This is a genomic window from Geminicoccus roseus DSM 18922, assembly GCF_000427665.1.
In the GTDB taxonomy this organism is placed as follows: domain Bacteria; phylum Pseudomonadota; class Alphaproteobacteria; order Geminicoccales; family Geminicoccaceae; genus Geminicoccus; species Geminicoccus roseus.
Map to the genome: position 1 here is coordinate 4,781,349 of NZ_KE386572.1, position 14,130 is coordinate 4,795,478.

Here is a 14,130-nt window from a genome sequence, read left to right on the forward strand (position 1 = left end):
TTGCTGCTCGGCGCGAGCCGCGAGCACGGCCGAAGAACAAGCCATCGGCCTGCCGCGACCTGCGGTTGGCCGTCAACCTGGACCGGCCTATGGCCGACAACCGGCGCCTCCGCAGCGGCAGCCCGACCGATCGGTTGAACGCGGCCCGACCACTGTCTCCCGGCCAAGAAGCGGGGAGACGCGCCTCCAGGGCAGGGAAACGGTCGGGGCGCGTCATCAGGGCCGGGGACGAACTGCCCGCTGGCGGAAGGGATCAGAACGGGATGTCGTCATCCAGGTCGCTCGGCGGGGCTGCCGGCCGGCTTCCTCCGCCCCCGCGCGCTGGCTGACGCTCGAAGCCGCCTCCACGGGCGGGAGGAGCGCCACGATCGTCCTCGCCATAGGCATCGTCAGGAGGACCGCTCATCCGGCCACCGCCGCCGCCGCCACCTTCGCCGCCGCCCAACAGCACCAACTCGCCCTTGAACCGGGACAGCACGATCTCGGTCGTATAGCGCTTCTGGCCGGACTGATCCTGCCAGTCACGGGTCTGCAACTGGCCCTCCACATAGACGCTGCGTCCCTTGGCGAGGTACTTTTCTGCGATGTCGGCCAGATTCTCGTTGAGGATCACGACCCGATGCCACTCGGTGCGCTCCTTGCGTTCGCCCGACTGCTTGTCGGACCAGCGCTCGGAGGTGGCGATGGAAAGATGCACGATCTTCTGATTGTTCTGGGTATAGCGGACCTCGGGGTCCCTCCCCAGATTACCCATCAGAATGACCTTGTTGACGCTGCCGGCCATGACCGTCCTCGGCTGTCGCCGCCCAGAAAGGCGGGCGGTGCGGATGAAGTGGCACCCATCTTAACGGCACTCGGGCGCTCCGACGAGGCGCCTGATCCAGGTGGAGGAACATGGCGTAGAGGACATGCGCGCGCGGCTTGTCGAAAGCTTCGCGCTGGTCCATCTATGCCCGGCGGTGTACGCGTTTCGTTCTCCTGCACGTTCCGTCGGCAACCTCCTCTGGCCGGGTACTTCATGGACGACATGATCCGCATTCGTGGTGCGCGCGAGCACAATCTGAAGTCGGTGGACGTCGACATCCCGCGCAATCAGCTGGTGGTCATCACCGGGCTGTCGGGCTCTGGCAAGTCCTCGCTCGCGTTCGACACGATCTATGCCGAAGGCCAGCGGCGCTATGTCGAATCGCTGTCGGCCTATGCCCGGCAGTTCCTGGAGATGATGCAGAAGCCGGACGTCGACCAGATCAGCGGTCTGTCGCCGGCCATCGCCATCGAGCAGAAGACCACCTCGAAGAACCCGCGCTCGACCGTCGCGACGGTCACCGAGATCTACGACTACCTTCGCCTGCTCTACGCCCGGGTCGGCGTGCCCTACTCGCCGGCTACGGGCCTGCCGATCGAGAGCCAGACCGTCCCGCAGATGGTCGACCGGGTGCTGGCCGTGCCCGAGGGGAGCCGTCTCTACCTGCTGGCGCCGATCGTTCGGGGCCGCAAGGGCGAGTACCGCAAGGAGCTGCTGGACCTGCAGCGCAAAGGGTTCCAGCGGGTCAAGATCAACGGCGAACTCTACGACATCGAGGACGCCCCGGCCCTCGACAAGAAGCTCAAGCACGACATCGAGGTGGTGGTCGACCGGATCGTGGTGGCTCCCGATCTCGGCCAGCGGCTAGCCGACAGCGTGGAGACGGCGGTCGAGCTTTCCGATGGCCTGCTGGTGGTGGAGGATGCCGACAACGGGGAGCGCCAGCTCCTGTCCGCCAAGTTCGCCTGCCCGGTCTCCGGCTTCACCATCGCCGAGATCGAGCCGCGACTGTTCTCGTTCAACAGCCCCCATGGGGCCTGCCCGGCCTGCGACGGCCTGGGCCGGACCATGTTCATGGATCCGGACCTCGTGGTGCCGAATCCTGACCTGTCGCTGGCGGAGGGCGCCATCGAGCCCTGGGCCGACAGCACGTCATCCTGGTATCCGCAGACCCTAGCGAGCCTGGCGAAGCATTACGGCTTCGACCTGACCACGCCGTGGAAAAAGCTTCCCGAGAAGGCGCGGGAGGTGGTGCTGAACGGTTCCGGCCGCGAAGCAGTCACCATGCGCTACGCCGACGGCTTGCGCGCCTACGAGACGAAGAAGCCGTTCGAGGGCGTGGTCCCGAACCTGCAGCGACGCTGGCGGGAAACGGACAGTGCCTGGATGCGTGACGAACTATCCGAATATCTGAGTGCCGCGCCATGCACGACCTGCAATGGCTGGCGCCTGAAGCCTGAGGCGCTCTCGGTCAAGATCGACGGCCATCACATCGGCCAGGTCACGGACAAGTCGGTGCAGGATGCCGACCGCTGGTTCGCGACGCTGGATGCCCGGCTGACCGCCCGCCAGGGAGAGATCGCGGTCCGGATCCTGAAGGAGATCCGCGACCGTCTGCGGTTTCTCAACGATGTCGGCCTTGGCTATCTCACCCTTGCCCGGGATTCCGGCACGCTCTCCGGCGGCGAAAGCCAGCGCATCCGGCTGGCCTCGCAGGTCGGCAGCGGGCTCACCGGAGTGCTCTATGTGCTGGACGAGCCGTCGATCGGCCTGCACCAGCGCGACAATGACCGTCTGCTCGCCAGCCTTGTCGGCCTGCGGGATCTCGGCAACACGGTGATCGTGGTCGAGCATGACGAGGATGCGATCCGGGCCGCCGATCATCTGATCGACATGGGTCCGGGTGCGGGCGTGAACGGTGGCATCGTGGTGTCTCAGGGCACCCCGGAGCATGTCATGCACGATCCGGCCAGCCTGACCGGCCAGTATCTTTCCGGCCGTCGCCAGATCCCGGTGCCTGCCAGCCGCCGCGCCATCGACGAGAAGCGCATGCTCAGGCTGGTGAATGCCCGCGCCAACAACCTGCGGGGAGCGACCGCGTCCTTCCCGCTCAGCAACTTCGTCTGCGTCACCGGGGTGTCGGGTTCGGGCAAGTCCAGCCTGGTGGTGGACACGCTCTACCCGGCACTGGCCCGCAAGCTGAATGGAGCCCGCAAGGCTCCGGCGGCGCATGACGACCTGATCGGCCTGGAGCATCTCGACAAGGTGGTCGAGATCGACCAGTCGCCGATCGGCCGCACGCCCCGCTCCAACCCGGCTACCTATACCGGAGCATTCGGCCCGATCCGCGACTGGTTCGCGGGCCTGCCGGAAGCGCGCGCCCGCGGTTACAAGCCCGGCCGGTTCAGCTTCAACGTCAAGGGCGGCCGCTGCGAGGCCTGCCAGGGCGATGGGGTCGTCAAGATCGAGATGCACTTCCTGCCGGACGTCTACGTCCAGTGCGACGTGTGCAAGGGCAAGCGGTTCGAGCGCTCGACGCTGGAGATTACCTACAAGGACAAATCGATCGCCGATGTCCTGGCGATGACGATCGAGGAAGCTACCCAGCTGTTCGAGGCGGTTCCGGCGATCCGCCACAAGCTGGAAACGCTGAAGAGGGTCGGCCTCGGCTACGTGGCCCTTGGCCAGTCGGCGACGACGCTGTCCGGAGGAGAGGCGCAGCGGGTCAAGCTCGCCAAGGAACTCGCCCGGCGCGCCACCGGCCGGACCATCTACATCCTGGACGAGCCGACCACCGGTCTGCATTTCGAGGATGTCCGCAAGCTCCTGGAAGTGCTGCACGCGCTGGTGGACACCGGCAACACGGTGGTGGTGATCGAGCACAACCTCGAGGTGATCAAGACGGCGGACTGGATCGTCGACCTGGGACCGGACGGCGGCACCGGCGGTGGCCAGATCGTGGCGGAGGGCCGTCCGGAGGCGGTGGCCGCCGATCCCGCCAGCCACACCGGCCGCTATCTGGCCCGGCTGCTGCCACCGGCGGCCGCGGCGAATGCGGACATCGATACTCCCCTGCCCGCCAGGAAGCGCCGCCGGGCCTCCTGATCTCAAGGCAGGTGCGCGATCCCGAGCGCCTTTAAGCTTTCGTCAACTTCCTGCGGCTAGCCTCTTGTCCCAAGCGATGCTGCTGTCAGGAGACCGACGTTCATGCCAGTCGACCGGAACCTGCGAATACTGGTGGTTCCTGCCGGTGCTGCGGGCCAGGAAGGCCTGGGCGTCCTGCAATGACGTTCGACACGGGCGCGGCGGCGCCCGGGATCGCCGACCTGCTGCTCGGTCGTGCCAGGAGCGGCATCGTTCGGGACGCGAGCAGGCCGATCATCGGTCTCTGGCTGACGGGCCTCGTCGTTCTCGGCGGACTGCTGGCCACTCCCCCACGGCCAGTGCTGGCTCAGACGGCGGCGGAGCGGGCGACCACCGTCAGCCTAGGCGAGAAGGCGCCGATCCGCTTCCGCTTCGCTGCCCGAGGCGGCACCGACCGGCTCCTGCTGGAAAGCAAGACGGCGTTCGGCATGGTCCGTTCGGGCGATGGCTCAGATCTTGTTCTCCGCTTCGACCGGCCTCTCCTGGGCGAAGCCGATCGGATCTCCATGGTGCTCGGCCGCTCGATCCTGTCGGCCACCGTCGAGGGAGACATCCTGCGCCTGAGGCTGCGACACCGCGTCCAGACTGAAATCAGGCGCGTCTCCCTGCATCAGGCGGTGGTCTCGTTCCGGGAAGCGGCACAGGCTCCCGACCCTCAGGCCGCAGCGACGATCACCGCTCCCCTTGCCCTGCCGGCACTCCTTGCCGAGGACCCGCTGGACAGTTCCCCTCTGCCATCGGGGGAACCATTCGCGCCGGCAGCAAGCCCGGCCGAGGCCGGGAGCTCTCCCTCGTCGTCAGGACAAACGGAGCCGCTGGAGCAACACCTGCTTTCCGCACCCGATCTGGACGAGCGTGCGCCACCACTACGTCCGGCCGTGCTCCGGATCGGGGCGACCAGGGCAACTCCGGACCATGTCGCGGTCGATTATGCCTGGGACCAGGTGGTGCCAGCGGCTGCTTTCCTTCGAGACCACCAGGTCTGGATGGTGTTCGCCGCGGCGACGGCCAAGCTGGCGGCTGATCCGTTTGCCTTGGCACGCAGCCTGGACGGCATGGTCCTGGACGCCGAGCGCCAGGTCGAACCCGACCGGCTGATCTTTCGGCTGGCCCTGGCCCCGGGCGTCCGTCCGGCCTTCGCTCCCGCACCAGGAGGCAACGCCACTTGGCGTCTTTCCCTGGAGCGGAGCGGGAACATTGAACCGGAGGAAGCCACGGCTGCCGTGCCCACGTCCCTCGGGCCAGACGGTACGCTGCATTTCAACTTGCCTGGCCCTGTCCTGGAAGTGGCCGACCGGCGGGCAGGAGACCGCCTCCTGGTGGTGCCGGCAGTACCGGACGCGGCGCAGCCCTTGGGAGCAGGCGGGTATCCAGAACTCGATTTGCTGCCGACGCTGGCGGGGCTGGTACTTCGTCCGCTACGTCCTGATGTCCTGGTGGATACGGCCGATGGCGCAGTGCGGGTACGGCGCAGCGCCCGTCAACCCATGGCAGTCGACGAGACCCAGCCTGGAAGTCGGGCAGCATCCCCCGCCGGCTTGGACTTCCGCAGCCTCGGGGGGGCCGCTGGCTTGGCCGAGCGACGACGGGCCGAGGCGGAACTCGCGCGGGCGCCCGCAGATCCTGCGGCGAGGTCCCGGCTGGTGCGCGTGCTTCTTGGGGCAGGTCTCGTGACCGAGGCGAAGGTTGCGCTTGATCAGGCCGGGGCTGCTGCTCCCACGCTCATCCCGCTTGCCGCCGCAGCTGCGGCACTGGCCGAGCCTCGTGATGTGTCGCCAGAGAGATTTACCGGACTGGCATCGGCCGACGCCGCCGAAGGAGCCTTGTGGCGTGCCTATCTTCACAGCCAGCGGGGCGCCTGGCCCCAGGCTGCGGCGGCCTTCGCCGCATCGGGAGATACACTATTTCACTATCCGCCGGCGCTGCGTCGAATCCTTGGCGAGGCGGTGGTCCGGGCGCTGACCCAATCCGGTGATGGCAACGCGGCACTTGCCATCATCGACCGCCTGATGCCGGCCGCCACCAACCCTGAGGAGCAGGCAGGCTGGAAGCTCCTGCAGGCCGAGGCCCTGGCCAAGGAGAATGCCCTTCCCGCTGCACGGCGACGTCTCGAGGAGGCAGCCAGTCTGGGTGACGATGCGACGGCCCTGCAGGCCGAGGGAGGAATGCTTGATCTGGCTCTGCTGGAGGGAAGCATCGATGCGGCTGGCGCCCAGGCCATCCTGACCGCCATGGCGCCTGCCTGGGAGGGCAGTCATGTCCAGCCCGACATGGAGCGGCGGCTTGCGCAGGTCGCCGCCGCCGCTGGCGACTGGGCCACCGCACTGGCGGCCGCCGACCGGGCTGCCGCGCTGCCGGCGCCGGCTGCTCCGGCCGACCCGGCGGAACCTGCAACACTGCTTGCTCAGGCTCTGGAGGCTTCCGACCTGAACATGTACGAGAGGCTGGACCTCCTGCAGGACCGTTCGCTCGACGAACTGCGGAGCCCGGACCTCATCGAGGGGCTGAAGGCGCTTGCCCGTAGCCTTGGCGAGCACGGCCATCTTGCAACTGCCCAGGCCCTGCGGGCGGCCCTGTCCTGGTTGCCCGAACTGGCTGCCGAGAGCCCCAGCACCCCCGCCGGACCTGCCGAAGACAGGAAGTCGACGCTCTCGCCCGCCACGCTGGAGCTGCTGCAGGTCCTGGAGACGGCCGATCTCGGCAGAGCCGACGATGTCGAGAGCATCCAGCGGGCGCTTTCCGCACTAGCGGAAGGCGGCTGAACAAGCTTCGCGGCAGGTCAGTGCGGCGCGGAGGGTTCAGCGGGGGCGCCCGAAACGCTCCAGGGACTGAGCAAGCTCGCGATGGGTCAGGGCGTAGGTGTCCAGCGGGATGTCCTGCACCGCTGCTTCCCAGGCCTGGCGGATAGCGCGGACGCCGGCGGCTGGACCGCCCGGATGCCCGACGATCCCGCCGCCGCCGAGATACATCAGGTCCACGGTGCGGCCGGTACGGGCGTAGGTCTCCGGTGCCTGGCCACCCCACTGGCCGGAGCAGACCACCGGGAGGGCTCGGTCGGCCGGCGTCAGAAGCGGGGTGCTGCAGGCCTGGAACGAGCGGACGAAGCTCTCGTCGGGCTCCCAGTACTTGGCCCCGATCCCGTTGACCTGGAACTGGTCGACACCCAGGAGGCGCCAGATCTTCTGGTAGACCCGGAACTCGAAGCCGAGCGCCGGATGGCGGGTCAGGATGTCCCAGCCATTGCGATGGGCATGCAGGACCAGCTGGCTGCGCTTGCGCAGGAACGCCATGCCGGCCGGGCCGATCGAGACGATGTTGACCACAGCGGCATTGCCACCGGCAGCAGCGATCAGGTCGTGGTGGCGCAGCATCCGGTCCGGATCGGCCGAGGACAGGCCGAACGCGTACATGACCTTCTTGCCGGTCTTCTGCTCATGATCGAGAATCACCGGCATGATTGCCTTCACCCGCTCCTCGACCGGCGAGTAGCTGGGATCCATCAGCTTCTCGTCGTCCTTGATGAAGTCCACGCCCGCCTCGACCAGTTCCTTGGCGATACGGGCGCTTTCCTCCGGGGCAAGTCCCAGGTTGGGCTTGATGATGGTGCCGATCAGTGGTCGGTCCTTGACGCCGGTGAGGCGCCGCGAGCCTTCGATGCCGAACTGCGGGCCGGGGTGGGCCTGAATGAAGGCGGGCGGCAGGTCGAGGTCGACGACGCGGATGCCGGTCAGGCCCTTGATCGAGAACACGCCGCCCAGGCAGATGGTAAGAAGAGCGGCGATGTCGGTTCCGACCACGTCGAGCGGAAACAGGATCTCGACGTCAGCCCGATGGAAGGGCCCTGGTAAGGCAGTCGGGAAACCAGGCAGATCGGAGGGTGGCAGCGGCCGGATCGCTCCAACTCTGGCAGCGCAGCGTTCCTTCAGTTCGGCAGTCTCTCCCGGAACTTCGGTGAACGTTCCGGTCGATTGGTCGCTGGCGATCTTGGCGGCGATGGCCTCTATCGAACCTGCGGTCTCGATCCGATAGGTCACTCGGATATGCTGCGTGTCCATCGATCCCGTCACCTCTCCCCAAGATTGACGGCAACTGGTATGATCATTAGGCCAAAGCCGTCAACCACGCCGGTCGGAAACCATGCGCATGGCTCCTCTCCTCACCTTCTATGGCGACGACCTGACCGGGTCGACCGACGCGCTGGAGGCCCTCGGCCTCGCCGGCCTGGAGACGGTGCTGTTCGTGCGCCCGCCGGACGACCAGGACCTCCATCGCTTCGCGGGCTTCCAGGCAGTGGGGCTGGCCGGCACCAGCCGCAGCCGCAGCCCGGCATGGATGGATGAGAACCTGCCTTCGGCGTTCGAGTGGCTGAAGCGGCAAGGAGCGCCGCTGTGCCACTACAAGGTATGCTCGACCTTCGACAGCGCCCCTGCGGTCGGCAGCATTGGGCGCGCCCTCGATCTCGGAGCAGCCTGTTTCGACCAGCCGATGACCCCGGTGGTTGTGGGCGTGCCCGAACTGCGCCGCTACACCTTCTTCGGCCATCTGTTCGCTGCCTATCAAGGGGAGGTTCACCGGATCGACCGCCACCCGGTGATGAGCCGGCATCCGGTCACTCCGATGGCGGAAGCCGACCTCTGCAAGCATCTGGGCGTCCAGACGCCAAAGTCGATCGGCTTGGTCGACCTCGTCACCCTCGGCGGACCAGGCCTTGAGCAGGTCGTTGATTCGGCCGCGGAGCAATCGGAAATCGTCCTGTTCGATGTCGCCGATCCTGCCAGCCAGCTCTCGGTCGGGCGCCAGCTCTGGCGCCTGCGCCGGCCGCAGGGCCGGTTCGTGGTCGGCTCCTCCGGCGTGGAGTATGCGCTGATCGCGGCCTGGCGCGAGGCGGGCCTGCTCGGGATGCCTGCGACCTTCCGCTCGCCAGGTGCGGTCGATCGGATCGCGGTGGTGTCGGGGAGCGTGTCCCCCACCACCGAGCGGCAGATCCGCCACGCGGAGGCGTGTGGGTTCTCCTTGCTGGCGCAGGATGTGGACGTCCTCCTGGCGGACGATGGGATCGCCCGTGCGACCTCTGCCGCAATGGACGTGCTGGAACAGGGCCGGAGCGTGATCCTGGCGAGCGCCATGGGGCCAGCCGACGCCCGCCCGCTGGAGGAGAGAGCGCGCCACGAGATTGGCAGGCGGCTGGGCACGGTCTTGCGTCAACTGGTCGAGCGCGCCGGGCTTACCCGTGCCGTGGTCGCTGGCGGCGACACATCCAGCCACGCCCTGGAAGAACTGGGCGTCACGGCCTTGACGCTGCGCCTGCCGCTGCCCCGCACCCCCGGCTCGCCCCTGTGCCGGACCCACCGCCGGGACGGCAGCGAAGGCCCGGATCTCGCGTTCAAGGGCGGCCAGATCGGTGCCGACGACTATTTCGTCGCCATTCGGGACGGGATAGGATCGGCCGACGACGCGGCGGCTGGGGGACAATGAGCAACGAACAGATCATTCGCCGCAAGCTCTCGGATGAGGTCTTCGACCGGCTGACCGGAATGATCACTTCGGGAGAACTCGGAACCGGCGACGCCCTCCCTTCGGAGCGCGAGTTGATGGAGCGGTTCGGGGTCGGCCGGCCGGCCATCCGCGAGGCCATGCAGGCGCTGGCCAACCTGGGATTGATCCAGATCAGCCATGGCGAGCGCGCCAAAGTGCGCGAACTCACCGCCCGCTCGGTGGTCCGCCAAGTGGATCTCGCGGCGCAAATGCTTCTGAACGCATCGCCCGCCAATCTCGACCATCTGAAGCAGGCTCGTCGGTTCTTCGAGCGGGGGATGGCCCATAGCGCCGCCGAACTGGCGGAGCCGGCCGATCTGGCGCTCCTGCATGCCGCCCTGGAGACGCAGCGTGGCGAAATCGGTCAGGTGGAAGCCTTCATCCGCGCAGACATGAACTTTCACCTGCAGATCGCCCGGATCTCCCGTAATCCGATCTTCGAGGCCGTGAGCGAGGCGATGCTGACCTGGCTGCAGGCCTATCGCACCGACCTGCTGATCTGGCCGGGCAACGAGGATGTCACGCTGCGTGAGCATGAGGAAATCATCGCCCGCATCGCTGCCAGAGACGCGGAAGGTGCGGAAGCCGCAATGGTTCGCCATCTGGACCGTTCCGCGCTCCTGTACGGCCCCAAGGTGACCAGCGACTAGCCTGTCAGACCGCTTGCTCCCGGTTCCGCCGCCGCGTGAAACGGGCAAGTGTCGTCGGCGATTCCACTTTGATGTCGCACGAGCCTGCATATTCCAACGGGCGGCCTGCTGTTATTTAGCCAGCGGTATCGATCGCGCCAGCAGGCGACTGGTCGCCCGATTTGGACGACTCCCAGGCATGGGTGGCGGAGCCTGCCGGGCGATCGAAATGCGCTTCACTCGGTGCCGTCGCTCTCGGTGCGAAGCCTGGTTCCAGGCGGCGATCCAATGCCGTTCGGCGATCCGAGTGGGGCAACGGGTATGGAAGAGTACCGGGCGGAAGGTGAGCGCTTGTTCAGCCGGGCCATGCTGGCACGGCTCTGTTCCTAGGCCGACACCCGGGTAGCATGCGCATCGCTCTGTCCCGCCTTCCGGATTGGAACCGCTTGCGCAGGCTGATCTACCTAGGCCGCGTTCTCAGCCTGCAACCAGAGCATGATGGCGGCGATCTGGAGCATGGCAAGGTAGTTTACAGGACGTTTTTCGTTGCAGGTGGCGATGCGCCGGCACTGCTTGAGGCGTCCGACTAGGCGCTCGACCTGATTGCGCTGGGCATAGGCCTGCCAGTCGATCAAGGCGCAAGGGTGCTGGCCTTCGGACTGCGGCGTGATGGATCCGATGCGGCGTTGCTGCAGGAGGCTTTGGATCTGCCGGTTGCTGTAGCTGCCATCGGCCACCGGCCGGAGCGGGCGCTTGGGCGGCCGGCCGAGTCTGGACCATCGACCTGTCAGCCGTTCGGCAGATGCGGCAGGGCCTTGTAGTCGGTGGCCTCGCCACACAGGTGACCCGCCTAACTCGGCCTGGGATACTGCCGGATTCACCTCGCCCGCCACGATCATGGTGCTCTCGTCGTCCGGCCGAGCACCTTCAGCAGCAGCGCATACCGGAGCCGGTTATCCGCCGGTCCTCCGGGGCACCAGCCGGCATGGTCTCCCGGCTTGCCGAACCCGGGTGCTTCCCGGCACACTCGCACCGATCGGGCGGGGGATCCGGATGACCAGAATCGGCTTGTTCTCGACCTTGTTTGCCGTCCTGCCGCTGGCCTGCGTGCTGGCTCAGGAGCCAGTGCCGTCTGCGGATGCGAAGGCGCAATCGGTCGAGGACGTCCAGGCCCTGGTCGACAAGATCAAGCGCCAGCTCGAGGAGATGGATGCCGCCACCAAGCAGCGCGACGAGGGGCTGCAGTTCCTTCAGGAACAGATTGATCAGGCGACCGGGCGCCTGGAAGGCAGCGGTGCAGCCAACGAGGCGCTTCGCGCCAGGGTCGGAGAGCTTGGCACCACCGTGGACGATCTGGCAGCCCAGCAGAAGCTGCTGGACGAGAATCTTCAGGCGACCGCACGGGAGAAGGAAACACTCGAGCAGCAGCTCGCGCGCAAGATCGCCGAACTGGAGGCGGTGCTGGCCTCCGAGCGGGCGGACAGCACGGCAGCCATGGCGGCCAAGCAACTCCAGGTCGAAGAAACGGCTGCCAGAGTTGCCAATCTTGAAGGAGAGCTCGCTGCGGAGCGCTCGCGTCTGCAGGGAGCCCTGGCGCAGGAGCAGGCCGCGGCCAGCGAGGCGACCGACAGCCTCAAGAGCGCGCGGGCCGAACTGGATTCAGCCCGGACCAGGATCACCGAACTGGAAGGTCTTCTGGACTCGACCCGCACCGCGCTGGTGGCCCTTGAGGGCACGCTTGGCGAAACCCGGACCCGCGTCAATGACCAGCAGGCCACCATCGAGGACCTGGGCCAGCGGTTGAACGAGGCCCTGGCGCGCAAGGTGGAGGAGTTGTCGCGCTACCGGTCCGAGTTCTTCGGCATTCTCAGCCAGGCCCTGGGCGACCGGCCAGATATCCGGGTGGTTGGCGATCGCTTCGTGCTGCAATCGGAACTCCTGTTCGATCCGGGCTCGGCAGAGATCGGCCCGGCGGGTCGTGAGGAACTTGCCAAGGTCGCGGATACCCTCCAGCAGATCGCGGAGACGATCCCTGAGAACGTGCCGTGGATCCTGCGGGTCGACGGGCATACCGACCGGCAGCCGATTCGCAGCGGCCGGTATGCCTCCAACTGGGAGCTGTCGACCGCCCGCGCGGTTGCAGTGGTGCAGTACCTGATCTCGCGCGGCCTGCCACCGGACCGGCTGGTGGCAGCCGGGTTCGGCGAGTACAAGCCCCTCGACCCGCGCGAGGACGAGATCGCGTATCGGCGCAACCGCCGGATCGAGTTCAAGCTGACGGAGAGCTGATGATGGCGCGCCACTCGATCATCCTGGATTGCGACCCGGGCCAGGACGATGCGATCGCCATCCTCCTGGCGCTGGGCTCACCGGACGAGATCGAGCTCCTGGGCATCACGACCGTGGCCGGCAACGTGCCTTTGGGCCTGACGCGGGTGAACGCGCGCAAGATGCTGGAGCTGGCCGGTCGATCGGACGTGCCGGTGTGGGCTGGCTGCGACCGGCCGCTGATCCGCACGCTCGAGACCGCCGAGTACGTCCATGGCGAGACCGGACTGAACGGCGCGGTGCTGCCCGAGCCGGTCACCGCTCTCCAGGACGGTCATGCGGTCGATGCGCTGATCGACCTGGTAATGGCGCGCCCGCCCCGCAGCGTGACGATCTGTGCGGTCGGTCCCCTTACCAATCTGGCCATGGCGATCCGCAAGGAACCGCATCTGAGCCAGCGGGTGAAGCAGATCGTGCTGATGGGCGGTGCGATCGAGCTCGGCAACGTCACGCCGGCGGCCGAGTTTAACATCTATGTCGATCCGCACGCCGCCGACATCGTGTTTCGGGCCGGCATCCCGATCACCATGTTCGGCCTGGACGTCACCCACCAGGTGCTGGTGACCGCCGAGCGACTGGCGGCGATCGGCGCCATCGGCGGCAAGGTCGCCGAGGCGGCCCACGGCCTGCTCGACTTCTTCAACCGCTTCGACATGGAACGCTACGACACCCCCGGTGCACCGCTGCACGATCCCTGCGTAATCGCCTGGCTGATCGATCCGTCGATCTTCAAGGGCAAGGACTGCCCGGTGGAGATCGAGCTGGAGGGCCGATCGGTCGGTCGCACCCTGGTCGACTGGTGGAACAGCGAGCGCCGCCCCCCCAACGCCATGGTGATGAACGAGGTCGACGCGGACCGGTTCTTCGTCCTGCTGACCGAACGGCTGGCGCGGCTGTAGCGCCGAGCGTCCAGCCGCGGCCGGTTCTCCCGCGTCCTCTCATGGTTGGCGAGGAGATGCAGGACCGTTGCCGCGTCGAAGCGGGCCTTCCCTGTTCTCAGCGGGTACGGGCCATGGGTTGGCCGCGCCGGTGCCCGGGCCGACGCGATGCGATGATCGCTCCGGTACCATCGTCCGGATCGTGGAACGCGGGCCCTGGTCCCGAGCGCCAAGGAGACCCGAAAAATAGGTCCGCCGTCCGAACGGTCTCGGATCCGGCGACCGCGGGAAGTTCGTCCAGCACCCGGCAATAACATCCAATCCAGATCACCAGGGTCGGACGATAGCGGAAGTCGGCAGCCGACGCCGGTGGCCAACGCTCACCTTCCAGGCGTTCCATGGACCGGCTCGACCGCGCCCGCTCCCGACCCTGCCGGGAGCAGGCATGACCGAGGGAACATGATGCAAGAGCCACCTCCGACCGAACATTTGACCATCGCCGGGATCGTGACGGCGCTGGGAGAGGCACCCGCGTTCCAGCCCGGTGACGCGGTGCGGATCCTGACCCGATCGCCCGTCGGCCACTACCGCGTGCCCACCTACCTGCGGGGCAAGTCCGGTTCGGTCGAGCAAGTGATCGAGCCGCCAGGCGTCGACAATGAAGAGGAGGGCTATGGGCGCAATGCCGGGATGAAGCGGCACTACTACCGGATCGCGATCGCCATGGCCGAGATCTGGCCCGGTTATGCCGGATCGCCGGCGGACGGCTTGCGCGTCGAGATATTTGAGACTTGGCTGGAAAGGAGATGAA

10 protein-coding genes are annotated in these 14,130 nt (G+C 67.2%); 7 read left to right on the forward strand and 3 right to left on the reverse strand.

Annotation, left to right across the window (positions count from 1 at the left end; genetic code table 11):
* Positions 1-253 precede the first annotated feature (253 nt).
* Complete coding sequence (gene ssb / locus GEMRO_RS0123615) at positions 254-784, reverse strand: single-stranded DNA-binding protein (RefSeq protein WP_027135989.1); 531 nt, start codon at positions 782-784, stop codon at positions 254-256.
* A gap of 234 nt (positions 785-1,018) precedes the next feature.
* Between ssb and uvrA the strand changes: the two genes are divergently transcribed.
* Entirely contained in the window at positions 1,019-3,910 is a 2,892-nt protein-coding gene (gene uvrA / locus GEMRO_RS0123620) for an excinuclease ABC subunit UvrA (RefSeq protein WP_027135990.1), read from the forward strand.
* A gap of 467 nt (positions 3,911-4,377) precedes the next feature.
* Complete coding sequence (locus GEMRO_RS34455; protein WP_157505716.1) at positions 4,378-6,711, forward strand: hypothetical protein; 2,334 nt, start codon at positions 4,378-4,380, stop codon at positions 6,709-6,711.
* A gap of 36 nt (positions 6,712-6,747) precedes the next feature.
* On the opposite strand, the gene oiaX is transcribed toward GEMRO_RS34455, so the two are convergent.
* On the reverse strand, positions 6,748-8,004 hold the full coding sequence (gene oiaX / locus GEMRO_RS0123630; protein WP_027135992.1) for a 3-oxo-isoapionate-4-phosphate decarboxylase OiaX: 1,257 nt from the start codon (positions 8,002-8,004) through the stop codon (positions 6,748-6,750).
* Between the two features lie 82 nt (positions 8,005-8,086).
* Here oiaX and GEMRO_RS0123635 point away from each other — a divergent pair, with 82 nt between their 5' ends.
* On the forward strand, positions 8,087-9,424 hold the full coding sequence (locus tag GEMRO_RS0123635; RefSeq protein WP_407645412.1) for a four-carbon acid sugar kinase family protein: 1,338 nt from the start codon (positions 8,087-8,089) through the stop codon (positions 9,422-9,424).
* Positions 9,421-10,134: a transcriptional regulator NanR gene (locus GEMRO_RS0123640; RefSeq protein ID WP_027135994.1), complete on the forward strand. Its 714-nt coding sequence runs from the start codon at positions 9,421-9,423 to the stop codon at positions 10,132-10,134. The genes GEMRO_RS0123635 and GEMRO_RS0123640 overlap by 4 nt, the downstream gene beginning before the upstream one ends.
* A gap of 443 nt (positions 10,135-10,577) precedes the next feature.
* Here GEMRO_RS0123640 and GEMRO_RS33745 read toward each other — a convergent pair whose 3' ends face one another.
* Complete coding sequence (locus tag GEMRO_RS33745) at positions 10,578-11,012, reverse strand: transposase (RefSeq protein ID WP_084507484.1); 435 nt, start codon at positions 11,010-11,012, stop codon at positions 10,578-10,580.
* Positions 11,013-11,166: 154 nt separating this feature from the next.
* On the opposite strand from GEMRO_RS33745, the gene GEMRO_RS31455 reads away from it, so the two are divergent.
* The 3 genes from GEMRO_RS31455 to GEMRO_RS0123660 all read left to right on the forward strand — a co-directional run bounded on the left by GEMRO_RS31455 (position 11,167) and on the right by GEMRO_RS0123660 (position 14,129).
* Positions 11,167-12,402: a peptidoglycan -binding protein gene (locus GEMRO_RS31455; protein WP_051329404.1), complete on the forward strand. Its 1,236-nt coding sequence runs from the start codon at positions 11,167-11,169 to the stop codon at positions 12,400-12,402.
* A complete protein-coding gene (locus tag GEMRO_RS0123655) occupies positions 12,402-13,340 on the forward strand; it encodes a nucleoside hydrolase (protein ID WP_027135995.1) in 939 nt (312 codons plus the stop codon). The genes GEMRO_RS31455 and GEMRO_RS0123655 overlap by 1 nt, the downstream gene beginning before the upstream one ends.
* Positions 13,341-13,808: 468 nt before the next feature.
* Entirely contained in the window at positions 13,809-14,129 is a 321-nt protein-coding gene (locus tag GEMRO_RS0123660; RefSeq protein WP_205625068.1) for an SH3-like domain-containing protein, read from the forward strand.
* Position 14,130: the final 1 nt, after the last annotated feature.

Bases quoted from the DNA above. Each gene is read 5' to 3' on its own strand.
- GEMRO_RS31455 (WP_051329404.1), top strand. From the start codon at position 11,167: ATGACCAGAATCGGCTTGTTCTCGACCTTGTTTGCCGTCCTGCCGCTG.
- uvrA (WP_027135990.1), top strand. From the start codon at position 1,019: ATGGACGACATGATCCGCATTCGTGGTGCGCGCGAGCACAATCTGAAG.
- oiaX (WP_027135992.1), bottom strand. From the start codon at position 8,004: ATGGACACGCAGCATATCCGAGTGACCTATCGGATCGAGACCGCAGGT.
- GEMRO_RS0123640 (WP_027135994.1), top strand. From the start codon at position 9,421: ATGAGCAACGAACAGATCATTCGCCGCAAGCTCTCGGATGAGGTCTTC.
- GEMRO_RS0123635 (WP_407645412.1), top strand. From the start codon at position 8,087: ATGCGCATGGCTCCTCTCCTCACCTTCTATGGCGACGACCTGACCGGG.
- GEMRO_RS33745 (WP_084507484.1), bottom strand. From the start codon at position 11,012: ATGATCGTGGCGGGCGAGGTGAATCCGGCAGTATCCCAGGCCGAGTTA.
- GEMRO_RS34455 (WP_157505716.1), top strand. From the start codon at position 4,378: ATGGTCCGTTCGGGCGATGGCTCAGATCTTGTTCTCCGCTTCGACCGG.
- ssb (WP_027135989.1), bottom strand. From the start codon at position 784: ATGGCCGGCAGCGTCAACAAGGTCATTCTGATGGGTAATCTGGGGAGG.
- GEMRO_RS0123655 (WP_027135995.1), top strand. From the start codon at position 12,402: ATGATGGCGCGCCACTCGATCATCCTGGATTGCGACCCGGGCCAGGAC.